We start from the raw sequence: 25,948 nt of genomic DNA on the forward strand, positions 1-25,948 counted from the left end.
TTTTTTTATGTCCCATAAAGCAAAAATAGCTGGACCAGAAAAGATCGCAGCTATCGAAAAATATCTCCGTGGAGAAGATTCTCTCAATCATCTAGCAAGCACGCTAGACGTTACCTTTTCCTCCATGAAACAATGGCTTCAAACCTATCAATCATTAGGTCCAGATGGACTGCTCAGTACACCTAAGAACAGGACTTATTCCGCAGAACTGAAGTTATCTGCTGTTGAGGACTATCTAGCTGGCGGTGCTTCTCATATGGAGATATGTAAGCGATATGGCATTAAATCAACCCGCCAACTGCGTAAATGGATTCTAAAGTATAATGGTCATGAGAAGTTGAAATCTTCCGGAGCAGGAGGAACACCAATCATGACAAAAGGACGAGCGACTACTTTCGAAGAAAGAATCGAAATTGTGAAATTCTGCTTAGAACATCAGCATAATCATGCCCAAACAGCCAAAGAATTTCAGGTTTCCTATCAGCAGGTTTACTCATGGACACACAAATACATAAAATTTGGCGTAGATGCGCTTCAGGACAAACGTGGGAAACGAAAATCTGAAAACGAGATGTCTGAGGTGGAGAAGCTACGAGCACAAAATACATTGCTTCAAGCTGAGAATAAAAGAAAGCAAATGGAGATCGATTTTCTAAAAAAGCTAGACGAAATTCAAAGGGGGCGACCCTAAACCAAGTCCGCAATGAACCTATTTATCTTGCCATCCGTAATCTGTACGACAGTAAATCATATGCCATCAGTCAGCTTTGTGAAATCGCAGGGATTCCGCGTTCGTCGTATTATAAGTGGCGAAATAGGAAAGAAACTGAAAACGAGAAATTCAACAAAGGGTTGCTGCCTATGATTAAGCGTGCCTACGAAGAAAAAAAGGGGATTCTTGGTTATCGCCAGATGACCATCAAACTGAATCGACAGTTCCATCTTTCTATCAACTATAAACGCGTATACAGACTCATGGGTATTTTAGAATTGAAATCCGTTTGCCGCAAAAAGAAAAAGAATTACGTTCCGACAACGCCTGAAATCACGGCAGAAAATGTCTTGAGCAGGGATTTCAAATCCGTAGAATTCGGTACAAAGTGGCTCACAGACGTAACGGAAATGAAGTACGGCCTTCAAAGCAAGGCTTATTTGAGTGCGATTCTGGACTTGTCGGATAAAAGTATTGTTTCTTTTGTGATTGGGCACTCGAACAACAATGAGCTTGTGTTTAGAACGTTTGATATTGCCCATCGGGCATATCCTAATGCGAAACCCATCTTTCATAGTGATCGAGGATTTCAATACACGAACAAAATGTTCAAGAAGAAACTAGATGATACGGGAATGACTCAGAGCATGTCGAGGGTAGCTAGGTGTATCGACAATGGTCCAATGGAATCATTCTGGGGAACGTTAAAATCGGAGATGTACTATCTCCAGAAATTCAATACATACGAAGAGCTAGAAGTAGCCATTACGGAATACATACATTACTACAATAATCATCGGTACCAGAAAAGGCTAAACTGTATGACGCCCCTAGAATATAGGCACTATTTACAAAGTTCTGTGGCATAAAAAAGACACCAACCTAGGTTCAGATTGGTGTCTAAGCTTTTTGTTTTTTTCACTGTCTACTTGACAGGGGGCACTTCACAAATATTGAAGGGTGATATTTTTTTGTAAAATATTTACATAAGATTGCACCTTCTGTAAAATATAGGAAGCCTGGTGTTACTTGTGTTAAGGAGGAATAGATGTAATATGGGGGAAGGCAAGACAGTTCAACGATCATTACGATCAGAGATTGAATATCATTTAAAAGAACGTGGTTACACACTGACTAGACTTAGCGAGATAACAGGTATTAATCAGGGAGTATTGAGCGACCTCGTAAATCGAATTCCACCACGGGCAATGACGATTGGGCACTTGGATGCATTCGCTCATGTGTTTGAGCAAGCTCAAGGCTGGCTGTACGAATTGTACGAGGCAGAGTGTTTTGTAGAAGGAAGAGTTTCGCGCTCCAGGGTTATCCCATTCCTGGTTCGATGCGCGGAAATTGGTCGGCGGGATTGCATTGATTCGATTGTTTCCAAGCTACTGGACTATCAGAAAAACACATCCATTCTTTTTCAGGTAGCTGAGCAACTTTTTACCAAAGGGAAACGTAAGGAGTCGGTTCTTTTTTATCAGTTCGTCATTGATACGGATAAAGACAGCCACAATGAACGTTTTGTCATCGCACAGTATCGATTATTTCGAGTTCTACAAGGCACCGATTCCGAGAAAAATTGGAGGGCAGTTATACAATTTGACCCATATCGAAAGAGACTGCCTGAAAACTATCAATTGGATGCCCTATTACAGCTTGCCAATGTATGCTTTTCGCTTCACAAATGGAAAGAGGTAGAGCGCTATGCAGATGAGCTAAGAGAGTTGGCAACTGCTGTTTATCAGAATGAGTTGCGTGGGCGAAAAATCAACAGAAAAACCCTTCCGCTGAAGACAGAACGGCATTTAGTTGTATACTACGGTCAGGGATTCCTTTTGAAGAGTGCTGCCCTGGAAAAACAAGGATTGTATGAAGAAGCGAAGGAGTATATCTCTGGTTATGCTGATCTGAGTGGGTTTGAACTATTGGATGAAACTGGACGGATAGAGGTAGAAAAGTTTCGACTGTGGGCAACGGCTAATCGATATACGTTAGAGGTCCTTCTGGGTGACATCGATGTTCTGCCTATATACACTCGTTTCCTTATCGATCACCCCAACGAACTCCTTTCTGGCCTAATAGGCATTATGGAATCAGCCAATAAGCATAGATTTAAAGTGGATGAGATTCTCAAACAAATTTCAAATCAGATTAATGATTTTAATGATTACAGTGATCCCATCCAGACGGATCGTTATTTTCGTTTTCGATATGAGCTAGCTATGTATCGACTTCACAATGACCAGTACGTAAGCGGAATGGAGGATACTTTACGTTGTCTGGTTTTATCGGCTATCATGAAGAATGACAGTAATTTCATTCGTTGCGTTACACTATTTGAAACTTTCCGATCACATGCAACAGATCAACAACAAAGGGAGTACAAGCGAATCATGGAGGGGATACGAAATGAAGAGGTCGATTTTGCTATCAATAGCTCTAGTTTTGGGACTGTGTAGCAGCGTCGCGAGTGGACAAACAGCAATTCCTAAAGGAACCGTTATACAATATGAGCACGGTGTTGGTGGATAAACACTAAAAGTAATCATCCTCTTTTGAGGATGTTTTTTTTTACTATTCAAATTTTATCAATCGCTAACTTTTTGAATGTTAGTATATAGTTATAAATGTACTTTATTGTAATAAAAAGGGAAGTGATAACCATAGGAGCTATTGCCTATAAAAAGGGCGTTCCACCCCTTCACCAGGTTAAAGGAACGCCCACAGGAGGAGCAGTTACAGCTCCTATAAGTAAAAGTACCATGCTACCTTTAGATCGGGAAGGAGAGACTTATCACGATGTAGATCATTTGAAAAACATTGTGGAACAATTAAGGGAACAACTGGTGCAATTGTTTTTGGAGAAGAATGATTTGTTGGATGATGAAGTCGTGGAATTAAGTCAGCAATTAGATCAGTACATTCTGTTAATTCAATCAAGAATGATATTTGAATCGAAGTAATCACAACCTTAATTGAAAATATATATTGTAATCGTTTTGTATTTAAAAATTCTGATAATATACAGGAGGATAAAAATGAATATTAAAAAACTTTCTTTCGCAACTCTCTTACTTAGCAGTTTAGTTGTATCTGGAGCTGGTTCTGCCTTCGCAGTATCTCAAGGTGCGCCTATTAAAATAGGTAACCTACAGATCGTTGAACGTGTATATGAGAACCCAGTAGAGTACGATTTTACAGATGCCCTTACAAAGAACGATTCATCTAAATTTAGGCCTTTAGGAAATGATATGACTGGAAAAGTCTATGAAATTTCTTCTAAGGACCTATACAATTCAAAATCCTATGAGGCTGATATTGAAAATGATAGTAACGAAAACGATTCCTTTTCAAGAAAAGTGACAAGAAAAACCTTTCTGACTGGAAAAATAGGTGCGTCTGCCGAGACAAAAGTCAACTGGAGGATAATAGAGGGGAAAGTAGGCATTAATGCAGAAGTTTCATTTGGAAGTGAAGATACTGTAGAAACAACCCATACATGGGTCATACCAAAGCGTACTCTTACAACTGTTGAATACGGATCGAAAGCCGTAAAAACAACCGGAAGCTTAGTCGAATATTTTCAAGGCAGAGTAAAAGATTCTCACTATGTTAACGTGAAATACTCGTACAAAGAGTATTCTAGCAAAAAATCAAGAGATCTATGATCCGCCCTCTCTATAGTTTTCTCCTTCTGTTCATAGTTCTCCTTAGCGGTTGCAGCGAGGCTAGTTCATCTGATACAGTCCCTAAAGAGAAGTCATATGTAAGCGTTTACGAATATTTTGATGAATTTACAGGTGAGAATTTAAAAACATCCGTGCTTCAGATAACAAAAAACGGTAATTCGGTAGAACTCACGTTACGAATCTTACTTTCGGACCATTTGAAAGAAAAAATGATGCATACTGAAAAACCCATTTACTTTACGTTTGCAGATTTGCCAGGGAACGAGACAATTAAAAATTTGCTTGTTGAGACTCCTTCACTCGTTCAAATTGAGTTAAACAGCAAAGAGAATCGGTATACGATTTCGCAACGGCTAAAGCTAAAAGAAAATGTAACAGAAGCTGATAACCAGGCGCTACTGTCTCCTGCTAGTTACCGATTTCAGGTCATAAACGAAGAAAAGCTCTCTGTAGCTAGTTTTATGGGTTTAGAATATTCGCTACTTCCAGAAGATAATCCGAAGTAGCAGATCAATTGTTAATGCCAGTAATCCTTAGCGTACAGGATACCGGCATTTTTTCTGTTATCCATGCCTCAGCGTACAAAATCCGCATCTTGTTGGCGGTCCCCCTGAAGGTCTCGTACAGCCGCATCACGGGTCAGCTGCCGATTGCGGTAGGCGACATAGTACCGAAAACGCAAAATCAGGCCGACCACCAAAAGCAAAATGACCAAATAATAAGAGGTCAGGGATTCGAGAAATCCGATAACAAGCGAAAATCCCATCGTACTCCCCCTTTTCCATCCTGGTGTGATTTTCCTAGTATGGTCCAGGGGGACGTTCCTTATCGCTTGCTCATTTGAAGCACCTTTTTCATGCGGCGAATCCCTTCCCTGATTTTGTCCGGCTCTTCCCACGAATACGTCAGCCGGAGCCAACCCGGCTCGGCACCATACACCCCGCCCGGAGTGAAGACGACTCCCTCCCGGATTGCACGATCCAGCAGCTCCTGTTTCTCTAGCGGCTCATGCAGTTGGCACCAGATGTGATAGCTGCCCGCTGGTCTGTTCCAGGCAGCATATTGTTGCAATTCGGTTTCCAAAGCAGCGTTCATCGCCTGTTGCTGCTCTCGCAAGTAAATGGCGAGTTTGTTTATTTGCTCCTGCCAGCTTGCTTCCTGCAAAAAATGACGCGCAAGCTGCTGCGAGATACTGCTTGTGCCGAAGTCCATCTGCTGCTTGGCGTCAGCAAGCCGCTCCACGACAGAGCGCGGCCCCACCAGCCAGCCGATCCGCAGCCCCGGAGCTACCGTCTTGGACACACTGTTGACGTAAAGCACATGTCCCGCTTGGTCAATCGCCTTGATCGGTCGCGGAGGAAGTGCCGCTCCTGCCAGACTGAGCGCCCCGTAGGCGTCATCCTCCACCAAAGGAATCCGCAAGTCCTGACAAGCGGCCAAAAGCTGCGCCCGCCTCGGTTCACTCATCACAATTCCGGTCGGATTATGGTATGTCGGATTGGCGAAAACCATTTTGATCCGCTGTTCTCGATGCAACGCAACCAATGCCTCCGTGATGATCCCTTGCTCGTCTTGCGGCAGCCGAAACAGGCGCAGCCCGGCCGAGCTGAACAGCGGCAAGGAATACGAGTAAGACGGCCCTTCCATCGCGACCGCATCGCCCGGATTCAACAGGCACTGCGTAATCAGATGCAGCGCCTGCTGCGCCCCGGAGGTCACCAAAATTTCCTCGCTGTCCGCTTTGATCCCGTAATGCTGCGCCAAATGCTCGGACAGCACGGCCCGCAGTCCCGGATCTCCTTTTGGCTGCGCGTAGCCAAGCTCCAGGTGCATATGCTTCAAACCGCCCAACTGCTCGGCAGACATAGACGGAATCATCGACGTATGCAGCTCTGCTTTCGCCAGGTTAATGATCGAGGAATCCAGGCAAGCATCCTGGATGCGTTTGGCAAGCGGATAGGCAGGCAAAAACGCCCCTCCGTTCGTGTATTTGTACCAGTTCGGCATTTGCTGGACTCCCCACAAATGTCGGCTGACCCATGTACCGCTTCCTTGCCACGATTGCAACAGCCCTGTTGCCCGCAATTCCTCATATGCCGCTGATACCGTTCCCCGGTTTACGCCGAATCTTCTCGCCAATACCCGCTCGGGCGGCAAAGAAGCGCCTGGCGGCAGCTCCCCGGATACGATTTGCTGCTCCAATCTTTTCGCGATTTGCTGATACACCGGAATCCCCGCAAGCTTGTCAGGCTTCCACTCCATCTCGTCCCCGCCTCTTCACCGTCTTTTTTTTCCATTAGCTTCGACAAATTGGCCTACTCATCCTGCTGCCAATTGGCCCTACCGTTCCCATCCGTCCTCTACTAAGCTGAAAGCACACAGTTCGCAGTTCGCACTTCTCATCAACAAAGGACGGGATCACAAATGAAAGCAGACTCTCTACCTGAGGAAGCACACACAAAACGGGCGCAAGACACGCCCGCACACGCAAAGCCTGACGGCGGCATGACCTTGGAAAAGGCGGGCATGCTATACGGCTTGCTCGGCGTATGCAGCTTCAGCCTCACCCTGCCTGTGACAAAAGTGGTCGTCACTGCGCTCTCGCCCGCATCGGCCGGACTTGGCCGTGCGCTGATCGCTGCCATCTTGGCTGCATTGGTTCTCGTGTTCAAGCGCGTTCCGCTGCCGTCCTTGGCCCAATTCAGGCAGCTCGTCCTCGTTTCCGCTGGCGTGGTGATCGGCTTTCCTTTTTTCTCCTCATGGGCAATGGAGCGCGTGCCCGCTACCCACGGCGCGGTCATTATCGCCCTGCTGCCGCTCGCAACAGCAGGCGCAGCCGCCTTTTTTGCCGGAGAGCGCCCGGGAAAAACGTACTGGCTTTCCAGCATAGTCGCGTGCCTGACGATTATCGGCTACGCTGTTCTCTCCGGGTTTGGCGCCTTGCAATGGGCTGACCTCGCGTTGCTCGGAGCCGTCGTGTCCGCTGCCATCGGCTACGCCGTCGGCGGGCAGCTCTCCAAAACGCTTGGCGGCTGGCAAGTGATCAGCTGGTCGTTGATTATCGCTTTCCCGTTTCTCGTCGTCCCAATCGCGGGTCCGCTCCTGACGGAATTGCAGCATGCCTCCTGGACCGTCTGGGCTGGCTTTGGCTACATCAGCGTCGTCAGCATGTTTCTCGGCTTTTTTGCCTGGTATCACGGCCTTGCGCTTGGCGGCGTCGCCCGCGTCAGCCAGACCCAATACTTCCAGCCGTTTTTGTCGATTATCGCCTCCTGGCTGCTTCTCGCCGAGCCTTTTACATGGGGAGCCGTGCTGGCGACCGTCATCGTCGTGCTCGCTGTTGCCAAAGGAAAAAATGCCTCTGTCACCGAAAAACAGCCAGCGCCGTCCACGCCTGGCAGATAACAACTGCTTCCTCCAAGCTCACAAGCATCTTGTCTGCGGCACATAAAAAAGCACCGCCCACAAACAGCAGGCAGCGACTCCTTTCCACCAAGCTCACAAGCATCTTGTCTGCGGCACATAAAAAAGCACCGCCCACAAACAGCAGACAGCGACTCCTTTCCACCAAGCTCACAAGCATCTTGTCTGCGGCACATAAAAAAGCACCGCCCACAAACAGCAGGCAGCGACTCCTTTCCACCAAGCTCACAGGCATCTTGTCTGCTGCGCATAAAAAAGCACCGCTCCCCGATGAAAAGGACGGTGCTTTTGCTGCTATCGTTCCATTAGCCAACTGGTCAATTCGTCTGATCCAGCATGTTTCCCATATATCCCGGGCGATAGACTGGATCGCTCAACGCTTGCAAAACCTGATCGGGCCGCGCGCTATGATACTGTGGCAACGTTCGCCACTCCTCCAGCGTCACCCAGCCTGCCCAATCGATCTCTTCGTCCTCCAGCCCGCCGGGAATCGGCGTCTTGTCCTCTCCCACCAGCTTGGCGAGGACAGCAATCCCCACCGTATGCTTGCCAGTGCCTTCCTGATCAATCCGGTCGTCCACCCAGAGCAGACGCTCCATTTCGACCAGCAGTCCGGTCTCTTCCCATACTTCCCGCCTCGTGGCGTCCGGGATGGCTTCCAAATACTCCACATTTCCACCCGGCAAGCTGTAACAGGTTCCGTTTTTGCCCTTTTCCCGAATCACCAGCACTTTTCCTTCGTGCCAGACCACTACTGTGACTCGCAAACGTATTTCTTTCATCCCGCTCGCTCCCTTCTCAGATGGCAGGGGTACGCATAACATGCAGGGAATCGACACCGGAGTGCGCAAAACATTCCTGCAAGGCATCCAGTCCAAAACGCTCGACATACCCGGCTTCCGATTCTGCGATCGCATGCAGCATCATGAAGCGGATGACGTCGGCGCCGTTCGTATAATATTCAAAGCCGACCTCTTCAAAATAGGCGGGGGTAAGCACGGCGTGATTCAGCACAGAGCCTTCGACAATCGCCTCTTCCAGCTTGAACAGCTCTCCTGCCTGCACGCGCTTCTGCTCCTGTTCCCACTGACGGATCACCGCCGACGCAATCGTCGCCAGATGCGCGATCATTCCTTTTTGAAACTGATAGGAATACAGCATGCATTCGCTCGCTCCGGTCTTGTGCAACTCCAGCGTCACGTATGTCCACCATCCGCGCCTGCGCGATGCCGGATAAACCGCAATCAGCACATCCGCCGCTTCGAGCTGATACAATTCTCCCCGACACCCGAAAAAACGCTCGCAATGATCGATCAGTTGCCCTGTTACTAGCATATGTATATCCTCGCTTCAACAAGAAAAAAATGTGCGGTTCACCCGAAAAAAGCATGCTCCGAATCGCAAGCATACTGAGCGTATCTTATTTCTGATCCAGCCCCTTGACCATACCTATTTATTTTATCATTGCCCCAAACGAATGTACATGTTCCCCAATTTCTTTCAGCAGCGGAACATTATGCAAAGTATTCACAAAATCATCGCATTTTCCTATAGATTTTCTGGTAAAATTTGAAAAGTGTTTTCTTAACCTATCAGACAATCAGACAAGAAAAAGGGGTCGGCAGCATTGATTGAAGTAGAAAAGAAGTGGAGAGAACTACTGGATTTTTACGCTTTGACGGAGGCGGATCTGGATTTGTTAGCTCGTCACAAAGAGTACGTCCAGACTCACCTGCACGAAATTGTTGACTGTTTTTACGAAGAACTGGAAAAGCATTCGCATCTGCGCAAGTTGATACAGGCGAATGCAGCGGTCGACAGACTGAAAAACATGCAGTATGACTACGTGGAATCGCTGACGAGCAATGTCATCGACGCCCACTACATCACAAGTCGCCAACGGATCGGCTCCACTCATGCCAGAATCGGTTTGTCCGCTTCCTGGTTTTTGGGGGGCTATTCTCTTTATTTGCGGCTGTTTTCCCAAAGGCTGCACTCCCTCAGCGATCCGGATGCCTTTTACCAGGCGCTGTCCAAAAGGGTGTTCTTTGATTCCGCGATCATTCTGGAACAATACATAGGCGAAACTATGCGCGAAAATGCGATCTACCGCGAGAACATGGAGCAAATGGCTGCCGAGTTAAGCACGACTACCCAGGAAGCGTTGCGCATCTCCTCTGTGTTTGCCGAGTCTGCAACCAATCTTGCCGTATACAATGAAGAGATCGCCCAATCCATGCGCGTGCTCAAAGAGCAAAACGAAGAAATCGAGAAATTGAGCGGCTTCGTATCCGATGTGTCTGTGCAGACGAATTTGCTGGGCTTGAATGCAGCCATCGAAGCGGCACGGGCGGGAGAACACGGGCGCGGCTTTGGCGTCGTCGCCGATGAAGTGCGCAAGCTCGCGGACAAGTCAAACGCTTCTTCCAAAGAAATCAATCATTCGCTTGGCAGCATGGTTTCCCAACTGCAAAAAATCGAGCAACAGGTCACGCTTTCCGCGCAATCAGCCGATCAGCTCGATTCCACTTCCGAGCGATTATTATCGATTATCCAAGCCTTGGATGAGCTGTCTTGCCGCTTGCAAAGCAGGCAATAGTCTTTTTCAGTCAACAGCCGAGCGGGGCGAATATGTCCCGCTTGGCTGTTTTTTTGCTCACGGTGCGTCCCATTGCGGCTTTCATCGCAATCCCGGCAAGCCTTTTTCGGCAAAAGAAAACCCCCGGACTTTTCCCGGGGGCCGCTGATGGAGCTTTCATGCACAACATTATCGACGTTCTATGACCTCAAACTCCACGATGGCATTCGTGTATCCGTCTACCGTGATAGCAAATTCATACGTACCAGGCGCATAGTTTCTTCCCTGAACATTCATGATAACTTTTCCTGGCTGAGTGGTATCCAGCCGGAATCCGTCAATCCATCTTTCGTTCGAGCGATCCCATACTTTCGTGATGTGTTCGCGCCAGCTTGGATCGTCCGAAAACGTGATGTGAAATTCATGCTCACTCACGACCGTCCCTGTTAAGGCAGGGGGCGCCACTGGCGGAGCCACGTCAATCTCGACTGTCACATCCTGGTAGCCTGTTGCGGAAATGACAAATTCGTATCTCCCCGGCTCATAGACGTAGTTCGACTGATTCATCATGATTTTTCCGGCTTGTGTCGTATCGATGTCACTCTCAGCGATGATCCTGTTTTCTGTTTTGTTGCGGATACGGACAATGTTCTCGCGCCAATTCAAGTTATCGGCAAACGCGATTTCAAACATGCCGTTGCTTTTGAGCACAACGTTCAAAGCAGGTGCCGGCAATCCGCTATTCTCGACTTGCTCCCATCTTTTGCGCGGGAGTTTTGCTCGAGCCTACACCGTGCGGGCGACTTTCATCGCACACGGCGTTCCATCAGCGGATAAGGAAAAATTTACAACGGGCACGATTATTGTAGGAGAAATCATCATTTCCCCTCCACTATCCAAGGTTAAGTGTTTGTTTGTTCATTGAAAAAGGAGCGTCCAGGTCGACGCCCCTTTTCTTCTGTCTTACTTCGGATCGGCGAGGTTCATCTTTTGTTGCTTCATCAAGTATTCCACCAGCACAGATTGATCGATATTCTTGTCCCAATCAGGATTGTTCTTCGATTTGACCAGGCTAAATCCGATTGCGTAGTATGCATTTTGCTCTGCCCAAGTGTAGCTGACATGAAGCAGCTGTGGAGAGGCATTCTCCTGAAGCACTTCTGTTTTGATCACTTCTTTTCCAGCAATGGAGACAGAACTGGTTTTTCCTGTACGTTTCTCTGTGGAGCCGTCCAGGACCATTCCGGTTTTTTTGAACTGCTCCAACAGGTTAACGTCTTTGAACTGCACAAACCAGAATTGGTAAATCCCTTCCTGGTTGATGTCCGCTCCCATGTACTCCATATTGAGCAGCTGGCTTTCACTTGCCTTGCCGTCCTTCTCCCCTAGATAAATTGCTGCTGGTTGAAGTTGAGCACGTTCGATCCGATACTTCCCGAGGGGCTGAACGGGAAATTTGGGTGCAAATCCGATCGCTTTTTGCACTTGCTGCAAATCGTCGGTGTCATAAATATCGCGGGACGCGCCTTTTCGTTGCACGGTGTATTGTTTGTACGCCTGCTGATCAGGAGCTGTCATGCTAGTGATCATTTTGGCGAAATCGGCGTCTGTGATGTCTTTTCCAAGAACGCCATCCAGACGATTATGGATGCGATACTGTACGCCGTTATCCAGCCAGACGCTGTATTTGTCCACTTCCTTTTCCCTGTGGGCAGCCGCCTTTAGCACATTCACTCCTTGTACATTCAGCGTTTCCTTTTTCATCTCTTTGATGCTGCCGTCCCGGATGGGCCAGCCCAGCTCTTCTTCTTTGACAATTTCCGTGTAAGCGGCATCCAGCCCCGCTCCGCCATGGATTGCGGTAATTTCCAGGCCGCCGTCAATGTAATCATGCTCTCCGTCATTTCCCATCTTTTGCAAATACATGCGGACCATTGTCCGTTTTTTTCCTGTATGTTTGTTCTCGTCTGATCCGTGCTTCATGACATCCTCAGGTCCTACATCGATGCCTAGCAACATATAGCCTTTTGGTAAAGCAGCGGGAACTTTAAACGGAAAATCCGCGACCTTGACTGCTCTCTCCAATTCCGTATAGCTTCGAATCGGCGCATCAACCAGCACTTCCTTTTTGTTCGCCGCCAAACTGCTCACAGCATGGCTCTCCTGTATGGTTCCTGCTCCCGGCTGGGCCGCATGGGTCAACGCCGCTGTCCCGATGCAAACGACGCACACGCCAGCGATTGCCGACAAGCGGTAAGAGCCTTTTTTAAACGATTGGATCATCGTAATCCTCCTGAGAATTTCCTTTTTATCGTTCGATTCGAAAAAGAACAGCAACGGTTGCCGGCTCTGTTTCGTCGATGCATGCTTGAGAAACTCAATCATGGTCAGTCCATAAGGGATCGCCTCGGCTTCTCCCAAAACTTCCAGCGCACATGCGTCACACGCAAGCTCTCCGTCTGTTTTCATCTGTTTCATGCACAACCAGACAAGCGGATTCATCCAGTGAATCGCCAGCGCCAAAACACTCAGCGTGTTCCACAGCGTATCCCGTCTTTTTACGTGGGCTACCTCATGCGCCAGAACGTGGGCGAGTTGAACATGGTCCAACTCCTTTTCCATCGCTTGTGGCAAATACACCCGCGGAGCGAGTATTCCGAAAACGTACGGGCCGATCGAATCGCTTCCCGTATACAAAGGAATCGGCTGCCTGATGCGGAACTTCCGGCGGCAATTGTTCATGACAGCCAGAGTCTGCTCGTCCGTAATCCGTTTGTATGTCCGAAACCGTCTCTTTATTTTTTGCGTATAGGCGAACAATGCGGCGATGATCGTCACGGAGCCGATCAGCCACACCAGTGAAATCAATTGCAAGGCAAGACCATGCCGGGATGCAGCAGGGGCTTGTTGCTGTTGAGCTTGTTCGGAAAGAACAGGCTTCGCGATCCCATGATTTTTCTCGTTCATCGTGGTAAAATGGTTTGGAGTAGATACATTTTCTTGGCTGTTTTGTGGTAATTCCTTGGACGTTTGCCCGTCCGCAAAAGGATTTAGCGCAAGAACAGCTCTTTTTATGTCGGAAGCATATGGCAGTCCGTGAAACATGCTGACAGGGCTGTCAGGGAAGTCAGGAAGCAGCAACCGAAGCAAGACGATCATCCACAGCAAATGGCGAAAGCGTGCGCTCATGCGGCGATGAAACATTTTTTGCACAGCCATCACCAGCAAGGCAACAACACTTGCGGTCAGTGTGGAATAAAAGAACCATAAAAAAACGTCAACTACCATATCCATGTCTTTTCCCTCTTTTTATAGTTTCCAGCCTTTGCTTAGGTCTGAGAACCGTTTCCTTTTTCTCTTTCTTCTCCTGTAGCACCTGTTGCAAAAGTTCGATCACCCTATCGAACCGCCTGGTCGCTCCGCTCGCTGGAGTCGGACAAATAAATCGCAATCTGCTCAGCCGTGATCGGGCTTCTCTTCCAAATCTCTTTCATGTTTTCCGGTTCCGATTCAGATATTTTCGGCAATTCTCCCACGCATTCACTCCTTTAAATTTACAGTTGTAAATGATATGTTGATAATATTACATTTGTAAATTTAAATTGTAAATATGAGGAAATCGAAAATTTGCGAGTATAACCAACTTCAAAGTACAGTCCGCAAGGGAACAGCCGGGTGTCTTCTCAGCAAAGACTTCCCTCCCCCTTTTTATTTTCTGATACGTTTGCCTATACTGGAAATTTATTGACCCGTCCAATTTATTTTGTGGTAAAGTGGGTATAGATACAGATAATGGAAAAGGAGGCTCGGTGTGGTGTCGCTTTCATTAGGTGAACTCATTAGCAGCCATCGTAGTCGACGCAATCTATCTCTTTCAGATCTCGCAGAAATGTCCGGGGTCAGCAAAAGTACCTTATCCTCCATTGAATCGGGGGAGACGAAGCGGCCCAGTTATACCACGTGGAAAAAAATAGCGGACGCTATGGATATAGCGCCTAGCACGATCATAAACGCTTTTGTAGACACGACCTATCATCCGAAAACGCTGGAAATTGTCCTGGCAGAGGTGATTCGGGAAGGCTGGGAAGCACTTGTCGCGAAAGTTGCCATTCGCTATTTGGAATCTCCCCGGATTGATACATTCAGAGCGTTGGATCATATCGACGGCACCGCCAGAGATACGGAGAACAAGCGAATCAAACGTATTTTATGCGATTCGATTATTACATTCACGAGAAGTCGGGGCATACCATCCTATCTCGCCAGCGCCCTGTATGAACGGTATTTGATCGAACGAGACGACTTCTCCCGTTTCGAGGAAACGTATCGTCGCGGGAAGGAGCTGCTCCTCTACACCGAGCATCTCTATACAGAAGATCGCATCGACTACTATTACAAAATGGGTGTTCACGCCAACATTCTGGGACTGCACGACGAAAGCATCGAGTTATGCAGGCTGGGCTTGCGCGAGGATCGGACGGATAGCAAGCAAAAAGCATCGGCCTACATCTCGCTGTTCAACTCATGTGTCTACTTCGGAGACATCCACGTCGCTGCCATCTACTTGAAAGAATACGAGAACAGCCAATACGCCGATTTTCGCAAAAATCATTTTCGCGCCACCCTGTTGGCGAAAAAAGGCCAGCACGAGGAAGCGATCGAGTTGTTCCGCGTCTGCTTGCAGGAGGCGAAAAAAGAAGGGCGGATATCCATCGTCGTCGACCTCATGGCATCTTATCTGGAGGCTGGAAAAACAGACGAGCTTCTGCGGCTGATCGAATCGGAAGATCAGTTTCTCCCGGAAGCCACGCCGCAACATCCTTATCGAATGAAAACATTGGCGCAATACTACAGGCGCAAGGCACTCTGCTTGATCTCGCTGGAGAAGTTCGATCAAGGATTCCACAGCCTGAGCGAAAGCATCAAATATTTCAAACAACTGGGCACAACCTCCGAGGTCATCGATGGCATCCGCCTGTTCCTCCGCCACCATCGCACAAACAACAAAAATCTATCTTTCAAAAATATGGAAATTCTTGAAGATATATGTGATAATATTATATAAACATAGAAAAGGAGGAAAGCTTCATGAAAAAGATTCTTTGGATTCTTGCTCTTGTCTTGTTCTTTTCCTCGCCCGTCGTATCAGAAGACGTCAGTGCCGCTGCAAAGCCAAAAGCGAAGCCTTATCTGGTGGAGCCGGATTGGTAATCGTTGTGAAAAGAGAGGCGATATTGCCTCTCTTTTTTTGTTTCGTGTCATTGTTATGTACGGGTTTGGTGGGGGGTTTGGTGGGGGTTTTGTCACGGGTGTTCTCGACTCGTTGCACGATGGTTGTTCACGGGGCATGTGGGGCATGATGCGTGGTTGCTTTGAAGAGAGGACGACTTTTGCTGGAAGGAACATTCATGCGAATACAAAAATACGTGTCCGATTGACCAGGCACGCGAGCGTGAAAGTCACAAGCGGACACGTATTTGCATGTTCTTTTGCACGATAGATTTTTCGCTTCTCTCTACATTTTTCATGAGATTTCTTGAGCATCAATGAAAGCCTACAGAATTATGTTCCGGAGCTTTTACTGTATATCAGCCCACAATCTTCAATAACTTTTCCGAGAACGATTTTTAATTACGAATATATCAAAAGAACTTATTAACCAGGGATTTTAATACCCAAATAATCATTACGAGTATGATGTACTCCCTCACCTTATAGCTCCATGTTGACTTTTGTTTACTAAATGTATATTTAATCACCATAAAAAAAACAATTCCAACTGCTATACCTAACAAATCACTGATACTAAACACACCAGTGTACATTTCCGTCCCCCTATTTTTCCACTTATTGTATACCAACAAAATTTTTAAGGGAAGCGAGAGTGCTTCCCTTTTATCACTATTTCACAGTCCAATGGTCGATTTTAACCGTCCCATCATCTTCAACTTCAAATCTTGCTCGATACTTCCAGCTGTTATCTTTACCTGTTTTGCTAATGTAAACAATAGAAATTTCAGTTCCGCTCTTAGGCACACCAGCAGAGATAATATCACCCCAAAGCGGTATCTGTTCTTGCTCCATATATCCAAGTACCCCAAAAGCATAATCCGCATATTGGAAAGGTTTTTCCCCCCGATCTTTTAATTTCAACAATCTTGCCATATATGGAAGTTTACCACCTATTCTGAAACTTACGTAAGTACCCAGTCCTTCGCTGGCTTTTTGGGCGAACTTTCCAGAATATTGGTTCCACCAAGTCTGTTCAAAGTTTTGTGTGTAGTAATGAAGATCAGGTCTTTTCATTACCACAAGGCGCCCTTTGTGAATCGTGTACTCCAATGGCATTTCACCCCCAATATAGATCATGTTTGTCTTCTTCTGAATAACATCATCGCATCCACAATCTTCTCTAAACAAAGTAACTTTATTGTCGCTGTCAGGAAAAATATCAGGACTGTCCTCCCAAGTGTTATCAATTATAGTTTCCATATTTTGTATCTCTTCTTTAGCGTTGGTCTCAATAATATCCACACCTGGTTCCTTTGCAAAAGAGGTGCCAGGTACCGCTAAAATTGCTGCACACAAAAAAGATAGCATAAACTTTTTCAAGGTTATTACCTCCATCTTTTATTTTATATTACATTTGTTTTTTATAATATTTTACTATTTATGTATATATTTCACATTTTTATTTTCAACTACTTTTTGATCATCACCTACATACAAAAAATACGTGTCCGAAAGACTTGAGCACGCAAGCGTGAAAGTCAAAACGGACACGTATTTATATGTTCATACATTATGGACGCATCTTCATCCCTCTACGAGCGATACGTCAAAATTCAGGCGGCAATAAATAGGCACGCCTATTTACGAAGCCCGGAAACCCTTGTGGCGCAAGGGTTAACCGATGGAGCCTTCCATCTCAAACTTAATGAGACGGTTCATCTCCACCGCATACTCCATCGGCAATTCTTTCGTGAATGGCTCGATGAAGCCCATGACGATCATTTCGGTCGCTTCTGCTTCCGACAGGCCGCGGCTTCGCAGGTAGAAAAGCTGATCCTCGGACACTTTGGATACAGTCGCTTCGTGCTCCAGCGTGATGTTGTCGTTCATGATCTCGTTGTACGGGATCGTGTCGGACGTGGACAGTTTATCGAGAATCAGCGTGTCGCACTTGATGTTGGACTTGGAGCCTTCCGACTTGCGTCCAAACTGTGCCAGACCGCGATAGGTTACTTTTCCGCCGTCACGGGAGATCGATTTGGAAATGATTGTGGACGTGCAATCCGGTGCCAAGTGAATCATTTTGGCGCCTGCGTCCTGGTGCTGTCCTTTTCCTGCTACTGCGATGGAAAGAACCGTACCTTTGGCGCGTGGGCCTTTCATGATAACTGCCGGGTATTTCATCGTCAGCTTGGAACCGATGTTGCCATCGATCCATTCCATGTTCGCATCAGCGTAAGCAACCGCACGTTTGGTTACGAGGTTGTATACGTTGTTGGACCAGTTTTGGATCGTAGTGTAACGGCAACGCGCGCGCTCTTTGATGATGATTTCTACAACAGCGGAGTGCAAGGAATCCGTGCTGTAGATCGGAGCTGTACAGCCCTCTACGTAATGCACGAACGAATCTTCGTCCGCGATGATCAGCGTACGCTCGAATTGGCCCATGTTTTCCGAGTTGATACGGAAGTAAGCTTGCAGCGGTGTTTCCACTTTGATGCCTTTTGGCACGTAAATGAAGGAACCGCCGGACCATACTGCCGAGTTCAGTGCCGCAAACTTGTTGTCTGCTGGCGGGATTACGGTCGCGAAGTATTCCTTCACGATGTCAGGATACAGCTTTACTGCCGAATCCATGTCGCAGAACAGAACGCCCAGTTTTTCCAGGTCTTCCTGCATGTTGTGGTAAACTACCTCGGATTCGTACTGAGCCGATACACCTGCGAGGAACTTTTGCTCCGCTTCCGGGATACCCAGCTTGTCAAAGGTTGCCTTGATTTCTTCCGGCACCTCATCCCAGCTGCGGCCTTGCTTTTCCGAAGGCTTTACATAGTAGGTGATGCTGTCGAAATCGAGGTCGTCCAGATCGCCGCCCCATTTTGGCATCGGCATGCTGTTGAAAATATCCAAAGCTTTCAAACGAAACTCCAGCATCCACGCCGGCTCGTCTTTGATCTTGGAAATTTCCTCGACGATCTCGCGGGTCAAACCCTTTTTCGTACGGAATACAGAAACGTCCTTATCGTGAAAGCCGTACTGGTAATCCTGTATCTCAGGGGCTTTTTTAGCCATCGTTGCTCACTCCTTCTTCATTCATGTCCTTACCTGATGCTATTTTTGCTCTGCCTGTTTGATGCCTTGCTCCAGCGCTTTCCAGGCCAGAGTGGCGCACTTGATCCGCGCAGGGAACTTGGCTACGCCTGACAAAGCTTCGATGTCACCCAAATCAATCGAGTCGTCGATTTCTTTGCCCTGCATCATCTCGGAGAACTTGTGCGCCAGTTCAAGTGCTTCCTCCACTGGCATGCCTTTGACCGCATCCGTCATCATCGAAGCCGATGACATGCTGATCGAACAGCCTTCGCCGAGAAACTTCGCATCTACCACCTTGCCCTCTTCCACTTTCAAAGAGAGCGAGATGCTGTCGCCACAAGTCGGGTTATTCAAATTAACAATGAGTCCGTCGGATTCTTCCAGCTTGCCGCGATTGCGCGGTTTCTGGTAGTGGTCCATGATCACGCGGCGGTATAAATCATCAAGAGAAGACATTGCCGAAATACTCCTTCGTCTTCTTCAATCCCGCTACCAGCACATCCACTTCTTCCTCTGTGTTGTACAGGTAGAAGCTTGCCCGAGCGGTAGCCGTCACATTCAGCCAGCGCATAAGCGGCTGTGCGCAGTGATGGCCTGCACGAACTGCGATCCCGTAGCTGTCCAGCACAGTAGCCAGGTCATGCGGATGCACCGTATCCAGATTGAATGTAATTAAACTGCTGCGGTCTTGCTGCGGTCCGTAAATTTTCAGTCCTTCGATCTCGCGCATTTGCTCCATGGCGTATTTCACCAGGTGCTTTTCATGACGCTCGATGTTTTCCATCCCGATTTCTTCCAGGAAGTCGATCGCAGCACCAAGTCCGATCGCGCCTGCGATGATCGGCGTTCCGCCCTCGAATTTCCACGGAAGCTCTTTCCACGTAGAATCGTACATATCCACGTAGTCGATCATTTCACCGCCAAATTCCATCGGCTCGACTTGCTCCAGCACCTCGCGCTTTCCGTACAAAACGCCGACTCCGGTAGGGCCAGCCATTTTGTGGGCAGAAAACGTGTAAAAATCGCAATCCAAATCCTGGACGTCGATTTTTTTGTGCGGAGCGCCCTGAGCGCCGTCCACGAACAAAAGGGCACCGTGCTGATGGGCAATCTGGGCAATTTCCTTGATCGGAGTAGTATCTCCAAGTACGTTGGAAATATGGTGAATGGCAACGATCTTGGTATTGTCTGTTACTGTTTCCTTGACCGCTTCGAGAGTGACGGTACCGTCCTCTGCCAGCGGAATGAACTTGAAGGTCGCTCCGGTAGCCTTGGCTGCCTGCTGCCACGGAATGAAATTGGCGTGGTGCTCGACCAGTGTGGTCACAATCTCATCCCCGGGCTTCAGAACCAGACGCGCGTAGCCGTAGGCAATCGTATTGATCGCCGACGTCGTGCCGCGCGTAAAGACGATCTCCGCCGCTTCGCGGGCGTTGATGAAGGCGCGAACCTTCTCTCTCGCGCCCTCGTAGCCGTCTGTCGCCCGGTTGCCCAAGGTGTGCACGCCGCGGTGCACGTTGGAGTTGAACTCCTTGTAGTATTTATCCATCGCCTCAATTACCGGAAGCGGTTTTTGAGAGGTTGCTCCATTGTCTAGATAAACGAGCGGATGGCCGTTTACCTCTTGGTGAAGGATGGGAAAATATTTCCGAAGCTCCTTGGCGTTCATTAGCCTAACTTCCTTTCAAGCGCCTGACGGAGTTTGTTTCTCACTTCTTCCACCGGAATCTCGGAAACGACCGGATCGAGGAAGCCGAGAATGATCAGACGTTCTGCGCCCTGACGGGAAATTCCACGCGACATCAAGTAGTAGATGGACTCTTCACTGAAGCGTCCTACCGAAGCAGCATGCCCCGCTTTGACGTCATCCTCATCGATCAAAAGGATCGGGTTGGCATCGCCACGAGCTTTTTCACTCAGCATCAGGATATTTTCCGCCTGCACACCGTTTGCCTTTTCAGCGCCTTTTTCGATTTTGGTGATACCGTTCAAAATGCTGACTGCTTCACCTGTCATAACAGCCTTGCTCACCATGTCAGACTCGGAGTGGGTTCCGATATGCTGCACCTGGGAAGTCAAGTTTTGACGCTGGGAACCTGTCCCTACCGAAATGGACTTGGTCAGTGCGTTCGAACCTGTTCCTTTGAGAACAGTAGTATTGTTGGCAACCGTGTTGCCATCGTTCATTTCGCCCAAAATCCATTCCATGTTTCCGTCACGATCAACGATTGCGCGACGGAAGCTGTAGTCGTGAACTTCTGTGGACAAGGAACGCACGGAAGCTACCTGCACGGATGCGCCAGCTCCTACGAACACTTCCACAATGCTGTTCGCTACCATGCTTTTGCCTTCGCCAGATACGTATGTATCGACGTAGGTTACTTTGCTGTTCGCTTCTGCCACGATCAACACGTGAGGAGCCAACAGCGCATGGTCACCAGCGATTTCGTATACAACCTGAAGCGGTGCATCTACTTCTACATTTTTCGGAACGTAGAGGAAAACGCCGCCGTTTGCAACTGCGGCATGCAGCGCACTCAGTTTATGCTCGTCTTGCGCGATAACTTGATGCATGTATTTTTGAACGAGTTCGCCATGATTTTGCAAAGCGTCAGCCAGCGTTGTAAAAATCACGCCTTGTGCTTTCAGCTCGTCTGTCACGGCATGAAAAACGGTGGAGGCATTTTTTTGCACAACCAGGTTTTTCACGCTGTCCACATCTATTTGCCCTTTTACCAATTCGCTCAGCTCATTGGCCGACGCTACCTTGGCAGTGGTTTGAAACGGATCGAAATCAACAGTATTCCACTTGTCAATCTTCGTTTTCTCCAAAGCGGGAAGCGGAAGCTCTCCCGCCGCCTTCAGTCCGGCGAGGCGCTTTTCCAGGAACCAGGCAGGCTCCTGATTAGCTTTGGAGTACTCGGTGATCGCTTCGGAACCGAAGCGGAGCTGTACATCCACACTCATTTCACTGCTGCCTCCTTCTTCCTACACGTTGGCGTTTACGGTTTCGTCCTCGATGCCGAGCTCTTCTTTGATCCAGTCGTAGCCTTCTGCCTCCAGGCGCTCAGCCAATTCAGGACCACCGGACTTCACGATACGACCTTGCATCATGACGTGTACGAAGTCAGGCTTTACATAGTTCAGCAAACGTTGGTAGTGAGTGATGATCAAGAAACCGCGGTCAGCGGAACGCATTTCGTTTACACCATTGGCTACGATTTTCAGCGCGTCGATGTCCAGGCCGGAGTCAATCTCATCGAGGATACAGATGCTTGGCTCCAGGAGCATCATTTGCAAAATTTCATTGCGCTTTTTCTCCCCGCCGGAGAAACCTTCGTTCAGGTAGCGGTGAGCAAAAGAATCGTCCATTTCCAGCGTGTTCATTTTTTTGTCCATCTCGCGGATGAATTTCATCAGGGAGATTTCGTTGCCTTCGCCGCGACGCGCATTGATTGCGGAACGCAGGAAGTCAGAGTTCGTTACGCCACTGATTTCGGACGGGTATTGCATAGCCAGGAACAGACCTGCGCGTGCGCGCTCGTCTACTTCCATTTCCAAAAGGTCGTCGCCATTGATCAGCACTTCGCCATCTGTTACCTCATATTTCGGGTGACCCATCAGCGTAGATGCCAGTGTCGATTTACCGGTACCATTCGGTCCCATGATCGCGTGCACTTCTCCGCCCTTGATTTCCAAATTCAGACCCTTGAGGATCTCTTTTTCTTCGATCTTGGCGCGAAGGTTTTTTATTTGCAAATGCGGTACTGCTGTCATCTGAATTCCCTCCATACACGTCAAAAGTGAGTTGGTAAATTCTCAATCCATTCTCAATAACTATCTTATAATAAGAATAATTATAAATCAAGGAATGAAACATATCTGTATTTTTTATATCATTATATATAGAAAGTACGCTTTTGCTTCCTATTTCCTTTCCAAATAGGGCACCCACCCAAGCATTTTTTCCCAGTTCGCTTCTTCCAATACCCTTTTCCAAATTCCTGAAAAAGTTTCTTGTCCTCAGTTGCCCGAGATTGTTCCCGAAATGGAAAAAGCCACACCCGATGGCTCGTGTAAAAGCCTGCCATTGGAAGCTTACCCGAGTAAATATCGCGCGTCAAATGGAAAAGCTGTGCCTGCCACAAAAAAACCCGTCAGCGACAAACTGACGGGTTTCGCAATCAAGCTATAGGTATAGGTGCGCTTACGCTTTTGGACCTGCCGTAGCGATATCCGTTGCGTTCGGGAATTTCTTCTGGAAGTTCTCGATGAAACGTGCAGCCAAGTCAGCTGCCTGTTTGTCGTAGTCTTCCTTGTTTGCCCATGTGTTGCGCGGTTGCAGCACTTCTGCCGGCACGTTCGGGCAAGAAGTCGGCACGTGTACGCCAAAGATTGCATCTTGCACGTACTCTACTTTTTCCAGCTCGCCGTTCAAAGCTGCGGTAACCATTGCACGCGTGTAGGAAAGCTTCATGCGCTGTCCGACACCTACAGGGCCGCCAGTCCAGCCAGTGTTTACGAGGTAAACCTGAACATCGCGCTCATCGATCTTTTTACCGAGCATTTCGGCATAAACAACCGGATGCAGCGGCAGGAAAGGAGATCCGAAGCATGTAGAGAACTCGGTTTGCGGAGCCGTTACGCCGCGCTCTGTACCTGCCATTTTGCTTGTATAGCCGGACAGGAAGTGATACATCGCTTGCTCTTTGTTCAGCTTGGAGATTGGAGGCAGAACGCCAAACGAATCGGCAGTCAGGAAAATGATGACGTTTGGCTGGCCGCCCACTCCAGGAATCACTGCGCCGGAGATTGCCTCTACCGGGTAAGCTGCGCGCGTATTTTCCGTATATTTGGTGCTGTCGTAATCTGCTGCGTGAGTAACAGGGTCTACGTCTACGTTTTCCAGAACCGTGCCGAATTTGATGGCGTTCCAGATTTGCGGTTCGCCTTCTTCGGACAGCTTGACGCATTTTGCGTAGCATCCGCCCTCGATGTTGAATACGCCATTGTCGGACCAGCCGTGCTCGTCGTCACCGATCAAGAAGCGGTTCGGGTCAGCGGACAAAGTCGTTTTGCCTGTACCGGACAATCCGAAGAACAACGCTACGTCGCCGTCTTTGCCTACGTTTGCCGAGCAGTGCATGGACAGTACGTTGCGCTCAGGCAAGAGCATGTTCATGACGCTGAAAATCGATTTTTTCATCTCGCCCGCATACTCGGTGCCACCGATCAATACGGTTTTTTGCTCAAAGCTCATCACGATGAAAGTTTCGGAGTTGGTTCCGTGAACCGCCGGATTTGCTTTGAAGTTCGGCACGTAGATGACAGTAAACTCTGCTTCGTGCGCTGCCAGTTCGTCCGCAGAAGGACGGATGAACAGCTGATGCGCAAACAGGTTGTGCCAAGCGTATTCGTTTACGACGCGGATTGGCAGACGGTAAGTCCTGTCTGCGCCAGCAAAACCGTCAAACACAAACAGCTCGTTTTTCGTTTGCAAGTAGTGAAGTGCGTCCTGCTGGAGTACCTGGAATTTTTCCGGGGAAATCGGCTGGTTAACCGGCCCCCAGTTAATCTTATCGTGTACGGAAGCTTCGTCCACCACAAATTTGTCCTTTGGCGAACGGCCGGTAAACTTGCCTGTTAGCGCATTGAGCGCCCCCTTGTCGGTCAAAATCCCTTCGCCACGCTTTACTGCCATCTCAACGAGTCCAGCTACAGGCAGGTTGCGATGTACCTGAGTAGCTCCCAGAATGTCAGAAAGCTTGTGAACCGTATTGGTCTCCATGTGTGAACGATCTCCTTCCCAAAATGTATATCCAGTTAAGTTAACTTTTTCATTGTCGTTCGATTTGTAATTAGTATATCACATTTAATCAAATAAGCCACATAATTTTATAATCTGTTGTGGAGAATGTGTGAATAACCTCCCTTGTAGTTTTCCCATCCTACAGTATTTCAGTTCTTCCTCTTCATGTCCACCCCCTAGTGAAAGAATGGATGCAAAAAACCCGCTGCATCAGCGGGTTAGACAGTGCATTTTTTAGCCCAAAGTCTTGGCAGCAGCGTGCTCAAACGTGCGAACGATGACGCGGCTGAGGATTCCGACGCCGTCTTTTAGAGCCGACTGCTCGAATTGCATGTGCGGGTGATGCAATCCAGGCTGCAAGTCGCAACCGAGAGCGAGCATTGTCGCTTTGATTCGCGGCCGCTCCACTGTGTAATAATGGAAGTCTTCCGCTCCCGGGCTGACTGGCGCAGGCTTCAGGTTGTCCGCTCCGAGCACGTCGACGATCGCCTGTTCCATCAATCCTTTCGCTTCCTCATCCACTTCCGCGGCAACCATTCGCGAACCTTCTTCCAGCTTGATTTGCGCTTGATAAGACGCAGCAATTCCTTCTATCATCTGGCGGACGCGGGCAATCAGCTCGTCCATCGCCTGATTCGTTTGCGCGCGCAAATCGAGGGCGAATCTCGCTTTGTCGGGAATGATGTTGTAGCTCTCTCCTCCCGCTTGCAGCATCGTCATTTTGACAGTGGCCGGAACCATCGGATTCAAATGGATTTGACCGATTCCCGAGATGATCGCTCCTGCCACTTCGATCGCATTCACCCCGAGGTGAGGTCTGGCTCCATGCGCTGACACTCCCGTGATCTCTCCGTACAAAAACATCGCCCCGCCGTTGTAAATGGCTGGCCCTGCTGTGCCATTCGCCATTTCCTGAATCGGTCGGAGATGAACGCCGTACAAATAGTCGATGTCGTCCACGACACCTTTTTCCACCAGCTTCAAAGCGCCTGTGCCTTTTTCTTCTGCCGGCTGGAACAAGATTTTCAGCTTTCCGGGCGGCTGGTAGCCGGATGCAATCAACGCCTCCACGGTTTCGACAATCATGGTCATGTGCGCATCGTGCCCGCAGGAATGATTGGCGCGCCACTCCCCGTCCACTTCTTGCCACAGTGCATCAATATCGGTTCGAAGTCCTACGACAGGCTTGCCTTCTCCCCATTCGGCGACAAGTCCCGTACAATCGGCAAAAGTGGTTACCTTAAGCCCAAGCGCCTGCATCCTTTCGACCAGATAGCGTGTCGTCTCGACCTCTTGCCAGCTGATTTCCGGATTCGCATGCAAATAACTGAATGTTTCGTCAATCATTTGCCCACGCGAAACAATCGCCTCTTTCAACGCCAAGCTATTAGACATGATTGCGCCTC

General features: G+C 48.4%; 25 protein-coding genes and 1 pseudogene. 11 read left to right on the top strand and 15 right to left on the bottom strand.

Features of this window, described 5'->3' with window-relative positions; all coding sequences use genetic code 11:
- Window positions 1-7 precede the first annotated feature (7 nt).
- The 6 genes from HP435_RS23570 (at window position 8) to HP435_RS23595 (ending at window position 4,913) form a co-directional block, all read left to right on the top strand.
- The gene (locus tag HP435_RS23570) at window positions 8-691 is read left to right on the top strand and encodes a helix-turn-helix domain-containing protein (RefSeq protein WP_173600257.1); all 684 of its coding nucleotides are present in this window, start codon (window positions 8-10) and stop codon (window positions 689-691) included.
- A gap of 32 nt (window positions 692-723) precedes the next feature.
- The gene (locus HP435_RS23575) at window positions 724-1,581 is read left to right on the top strand and encodes an IS3 family transposase (RefSeq protein ID WP_255679253.1); all 858 of its coding nucleotides are present in this window, start codon (window positions 724-726) and stop codon (window positions 1,579-1,581) included.
- A 186-nt stretch (window positions 1,582-1,767) separates the two neighbouring features.
- Window positions 1,768-3,177: a helix-turn-helix domain-containing protein gene (locus HP435_RS23580; protein WP_173598500.1), complete on the top strand. Its 1,410-nt coding sequence runs from the start codon at window positions 1,768-1,770 to the stop codon at window positions 3,175-3,177.
- A gap of 168 nt (window positions 3,178-3,345) precedes the next feature.
- Window positions 3,346-3,681: an aspartyl-phosphate phosphatase Spo0E family protein gene (locus HP435_RS23585; RefSeq protein ID WP_217365631.1), complete on the top strand. Its 336-nt coding sequence runs from the start codon at window positions 3,346-3,348 to the stop codon at window positions 3,679-3,681.
- Window positions 3,682-3,756: 75 nt separating this feature from the next.
- Complete coding sequence (locus HP435_RS23590) at window positions 3,757-4,386, top strand: hypothetical protein (RefSeq protein WP_173598501.1); 630 nt, start codon at window positions 3,757-3,759, stop codon at window positions 4,384-4,386.
- Window positions 4,383-4,913, top strand: coding sequence for a hypothetical protein (locus tag HP435_RS23595; protein ID WP_173598502.1), 531 nt, complete (start codon window positions 4,383-4,385; stop codon window positions 4,911-4,913). The genes HP435_RS23590 and HP435_RS23595 overlap by 4 nt, the downstream gene beginning before the upstream one ends.
- A gap of 68 nt (window positions 4,914-4,981) precedes the next feature.
- Here HP435_RS23595 and HP435_RS23600 read toward each other — a convergent pair whose 3' ends face one another.
- Both HP435_RS23600 and HP435_RS23605 read right to left on the bottom strand, forming a co-directional pair.
- Window positions 4,982-5,173, bottom strand: a complete 192-nt coding sequence (locus HP435_RS23600) for a hypothetical protein (RefSeq protein ID WP_173598503.1) — start codon at window positions 5,171-5,173, stop codon at window positions 4,982-4,984.
- 59 nt (window positions 5,174-5,232) lie between these two features.
- Window positions 5,233-6,669, bottom strand: coding sequence for an aminotransferase-like domain-containing protein (locus tag HP435_RS23605; RefSeq protein ID WP_173598504.1), 1,437 nt, complete (start codon window positions 6,667-6,669; stop codon window positions 5,233-5,235).
- A 243-nt stretch (window positions 6,670-6,912) separates the two neighbouring features.
- On the opposite strand from HP435_RS23605, the gene HP435_RS23610 reads away from it, so the two are divergent.
- Complete coding sequence (locus HP435_RS23610) at window positions 6,913-7,812, top strand: DMT family transporter (protein WP_173598571.1); 900 nt, start codon at window positions 6,913-6,915, stop codon at window positions 7,810-7,812.
- 335 nt (window positions 7,813-8,147) lie between these two features.
- Here HP435_RS23610 and HP435_RS23615 read toward each other — a convergent pair whose 3' ends face one another.
- Together HP435_RS23615 and HP435_RS23620 are read right to left on the bottom strand one after the other, a co-directional pair.
- Window positions 8,148-8,612, bottom strand: a complete 465-nt coding sequence (locus HP435_RS23615; RefSeq protein WP_122964461.1) for an NUDIX domain-containing protein — start codon at window positions 8,610-8,612, stop codon at window positions 8,148-8,150.
- A 16-nt stretch (window positions 8,613-8,628) separates the two neighbouring features.
- A complete protein-coding gene (locus HP435_RS23620) occupies window positions 8,629-9,165 on the bottom strand; it encodes a suppressor of fused domain protein (RefSeq protein WP_122964460.1) in 537 nt (178 codons plus the stop codon).
- 292 nt (window positions 9,166-9,457) lie between these two features.
- On the opposite strand from HP435_RS23620, the pseudogene HP435_RS29315 reads away from it, so the two are divergent.
- Together HP435_RS29315 and HP435_RS29320 are read left to right on the top strand one after the other, a co-directional pair.
- Window positions 9,458-9,907: pseudogene (locus HP435_RS29315) on the top strand (protoglobin domain-containing protein); the annotation flags it as partial.
- 159 nt (window positions 9,908-10,066) lie between these two features.
- Window positions 10,067-10,429, top strand: coding sequence for a methyl-accepting chemotaxis protein (locus HP435_RS29320; protein WP_370641110.1), 363 nt, complete (start codon window positions 10,067-10,069; stop codon window positions 10,427-10,429).
- A 168-nt stretch (window positions 10,430-10,597) separates the two neighbouring features.
- Here HP435_RS29320 and HP435_RS23635 read toward each other — a convergent pair whose 3' ends face one another.
- The 3 genes from HP435_RS23635 to HP435_RS23645 all read right to left on the bottom strand — a co-directional run bounded on the left by HP435_RS23635 (window position 10,598) and on the right by HP435_RS23645 (window position 13,944).
- Window positions 10,598-11,143, bottom strand: a complete 546-nt coding sequence (locus tag HP435_RS23635) for a hemoblobin-interacting domain-containing protein (protein WP_173598506.1) — start codon at window positions 11,141-11,143, stop codon at window positions 10,598-10,600.
- Window positions 11,144-11,371: 228 nt separating this feature from the next.
- Window positions 11,372-13,702, bottom strand: a complete 2,331-nt coding sequence (locus tag HP435_RS23640) for a M56 family metallopeptidase (protein WP_173598507.1) — start codon at window positions 13,700-13,702, stop codon at window positions 11,372-11,374.
- 104 nt (window positions 13,703-13,806) lie between these two features.
- Window positions 13,807-13,944 carry a hypothetical protein gene (locus tag HP435_RS23645; protein ID WP_173598508.1) on the bottom strand — a complete coding sequence of 46 codons (138 nt, stop codon included), beginning with the start codon at window positions 13,942-13,944 and terminating at the stop codon, window positions 13,807-13,809.
- A gap of 278 nt (window positions 13,945-14,222) precedes the next feature.
- Here HP435_RS23645 and HP435_RS23650 point away from each other — a divergent pair, with 278 nt between their 5' ends.
- Both HP435_RS23650 and HP435_RS29165 read left to right on the top strand, forming a co-directional pair.
- Entirely contained in the window at window positions 14,223-15,473 is a 1,251-nt protein-coding gene (locus HP435_RS23650; RefSeq protein WP_122964737.1) for a helix-turn-helix domain-containing protein, read from the top strand.
- A gap of 23 nt (window positions 15,474-15,496) precedes the next feature.
- A complete protein-coding gene (locus HP435_RS29165) occupies window positions 15,497-15,619 on the top strand; it encodes a hypothetical protein (RefSeq protein ID WP_255679174.1) in 123 nt (40 codons plus the stop codon).
- A gap of 690 nt (window positions 15,620-16,309) precedes the next feature.
- Here HP435_RS29165 and HP435_RS23655 read toward each other — a convergent pair.
- The 8 genes from HP435_RS23655 to HP435_RS23690 form a co-directional block, all read right to left on the bottom strand.
- Window positions 16,310-17,020 carry a hypothetical protein gene (locus HP435_RS23655; RefSeq protein WP_173596721.1) on the bottom strand — a complete coding sequence of 237 codons (711 nt, stop codon included), beginning with the start codon at window positions 17,018-17,020 and terminating at the stop codon, window positions 16,310-16,312.
- Window positions 17,021-17,314: 294 nt separating this feature from the next.
- Window positions 17,315-18,712, bottom strand: a complete 1,398-nt coding sequence (sufB, locus tag HP435_RS23660) for a Fe-S cluster assembly protein SufB (RefSeq protein WP_122964446.1) — start codon at window positions 18,710-18,712, stop codon at window positions 17,315-17,317.
- A gap of 39 nt (window positions 18,713-18,751) precedes the next feature.
- Window positions 18,752-19,189 (bottom strand): Fe-S cluster assembly sulfur transfer protein SufU, encoded by a 438-nt coding sequence (gene sufU / locus HP435_RS23665; protein ID WP_122964445.1) that lies wholly within the window; start codon window positions 19,187-19,189, stop codon window positions 18,752-18,754.
- The gene (locus HP435_RS23670; protein ID WP_063227330.1) at window positions 19,176-20,402 is read right to left on the bottom strand and encodes a cysteine desulfurase; all 1,227 of its coding nucleotides are present in this window, start codon (window positions 20,400-20,402) and stop codon (window positions 19,176-19,178) included. Before HP435_RS23670 ends, sufU begins: the two co-directional genes overlap by 14 nt.
- Entirely contained in the window at window positions 20,402-21,700 is a 1,299-nt protein-coding gene (gene sufD / locus HP435_RS23675) for a Fe-S cluster assembly protein SufD (RefSeq protein WP_122964444.1), read from the bottom strand. Before sufD ends, HP435_RS23670 begins: the two co-directional genes overlap by 1 nt.
- Before the next feature lie 21 nt (window positions 21,701-21,721).
- Entirely contained in the window at window positions 21,722-22,510 is a 789-nt protein-coding gene (gene sufC / locus HP435_RS23680; protein ID WP_122964443.1) for a Fe-S cluster assembly ATPase SufC, read from the bottom strand.
- Between the two features lie 430 nt (window positions 22,511-22,940).
- Window positions 22,941-24,521, bottom strand: coding sequence for a phosphoenolpyruvate carboxykinase (ATP) (gene pckA, locus HP435_RS23685; RefSeq protein ID WP_173598509.1), 1,581 nt, complete (start codon window positions 24,519-24,521; stop codon window positions 22,941-22,943).
- A gap of 255 nt (window positions 24,522-24,776) precedes the next feature.
- Window positions 24,777-25,937 carry a M20 peptidase aminoacylase family protein gene (locus HP435_RS23690; RefSeq protein ID WP_173598510.1) on the bottom strand — a complete coding sequence of 387 codons (1,161 nt, stop codon included), beginning with the start codon at window positions 25,935-25,937 and terminating at the stop codon, window positions 24,777-24,779.
- Between the last annotated feature and the right edge of the window lie 11 nt (window positions 25,938-25,948).

The sequence above is a fragment of the Brevibacillus sp. HD3.3A genome (assembly GCF_013284375.2).
GTDB classification, from domain to species: domain Bacteria; phylum Bacillota; class Bacilli; order Brevibacillales; family Brevibacillaceae; genus Brevibacillus; species Brevibacillus parabrevis.

What these genes read in the sequence shown, in the direction of transcription:
- HP435_RS23570 (WP_173600257.1), top strand. Translation starts at nt 8, where the DNA reads ATGTCCCATAAAGCAAAAATAGCTGGACCAGAAAAGATCGCAGCTATC.
- HP435_RS23580 (WP_173598500.1), top strand. Translation starts at nt 1,768, where the DNA reads ATGGGGGAAGGCAAGACAGTTCAACGATCATTACGATCAGAGATTGAA.
- HP435_RS23585 (WP_217365631.1), top strand. Translation starts at nt 3,346, where the DNA reads ATGTACTTTATTGTAATAAAAAGGGAAGTGATAACCATAGGAGCTATT.
- HP435_RS23590 (WP_173598501.1), top strand. Translation starts at nt 3,757, where the DNA reads ATGAATATTAAAAAACTTTCTTTCGCAACTCTCTTACTTAGCAGTTTA.
- HP435_RS23595 (WP_173598502.1), top strand. Translation starts at nt 4,383, where the DNA reads ATGATCCGCCCTCTCTATAGTTTTCTCCTTCTGTTCATAGTTCTCCTT.
- HP435_RS23600 (WP_173598503.1), bottom strand. Translation starts at nt 5,173, where the DNA reads ATGGGATTTTCGCTTGTTATCGGATTTCTCGAATCCCTGACCTCTTAT.
- HP435_RS23605 (WP_173598504.1), bottom strand. Translation starts at nt 6,669, where the DNA reads ATGGAGTGGAAGCCTGACAAGCTTGCGGGGATTCCGGTGTATCAGCAA.
- HP435_RS23610 (WP_173598571.1), top strand. Translation starts at nt 6,913, where the DNA reads ATGACCTTGGAAAAGGCGGGCATGCTATACGGCTTGCTCGGCGTATGC.
- HP435_RS23615 (WP_122964461.1), bottom strand. Translation starts at nt 8,612, where the DNA reads ATGAAAGAAATACGTTTGCGAGTCACAGTAGTGGTCTGGCACGAAGGA.
- HP435_RS23620 (WP_122964460.1), bottom strand. Translation starts at nt 9,165, where the DNA reads ATGCTAGTAACAGGGCAACTGATCGATCATTGCGAGCGTTTTTTCGGG.
- HP435_RS29320 (WP_370641110.1), top strand. Translation starts at nt 10,067, where the DNA reads ATGCGCGTGCTCAAAGAGCAAAACGAAGAAATCGAGAAATTGAGCGGC.
- HP435_RS23640 (WP_173598507.1), bottom strand. Translation starts at nt 13,702, where the DNA reads ATGGATATGGTAGTTGACGTTTTTTTATGGTTCTTTTATTCCACACTG.
- HP435_RS29165 (WP_255679174.1), top strand. Translation starts at nt 15,497, where the DNA reads ATGAAAAAGATTCTTTGGATTCTTGCTCTTGTCTTGTTCTTTTCCTCG.
- sufB (WP_122964446.1), bottom strand. Translation starts at nt 18,712, where the DNA reads ATGGCTAAAAAAGCCCCTGAGATACAGGATTACCAGTACGGCTTTCAC.
- sufU (WP_122964445.1), bottom strand. Translation starts at nt 19,189, where the DNA reads ATGTCTTCTCTTGATGATTTATACCGCCGCGTGATCATGGACCACTAC.
- HP435_RS23670 (WP_063227330.1), bottom strand. Translation starts at nt 20,402, where the DNA reads ATGAACGCCAAGGAGCTTCGGAAATATTTTCCCATCCTTCACCAAGAG.
- sufD (WP_122964444.1), bottom strand. Translation starts at nt 21,700, where the DNA reads ATGAGTGTGGATGTACAGCTCCGCTTCGGTTCCGAAGCGATCACCGAG.
- sufC (WP_122964443.1), bottom strand. Translation starts at nt 22,510, where the DNA reads ATGACAGCAGTACCGCATTTGCAAATAAAAAACCTTCGCGCCAAGATC.
- pckA (WP_173598509.1), bottom strand. Translation starts at nt 24,521, where the DNA reads ATGGAGACCAATACGGTTCACAAGCTTTCTGACATTCTGGGAGCTACT.
- HP435_RS23690 (WP_173598510.1), bottom strand. Translation starts at nt 25,937, where the DNA reads ATGTCTAATAGCTTGGCGTTGAAAGAGGCGATTGTTTCGCGTGGGCAA.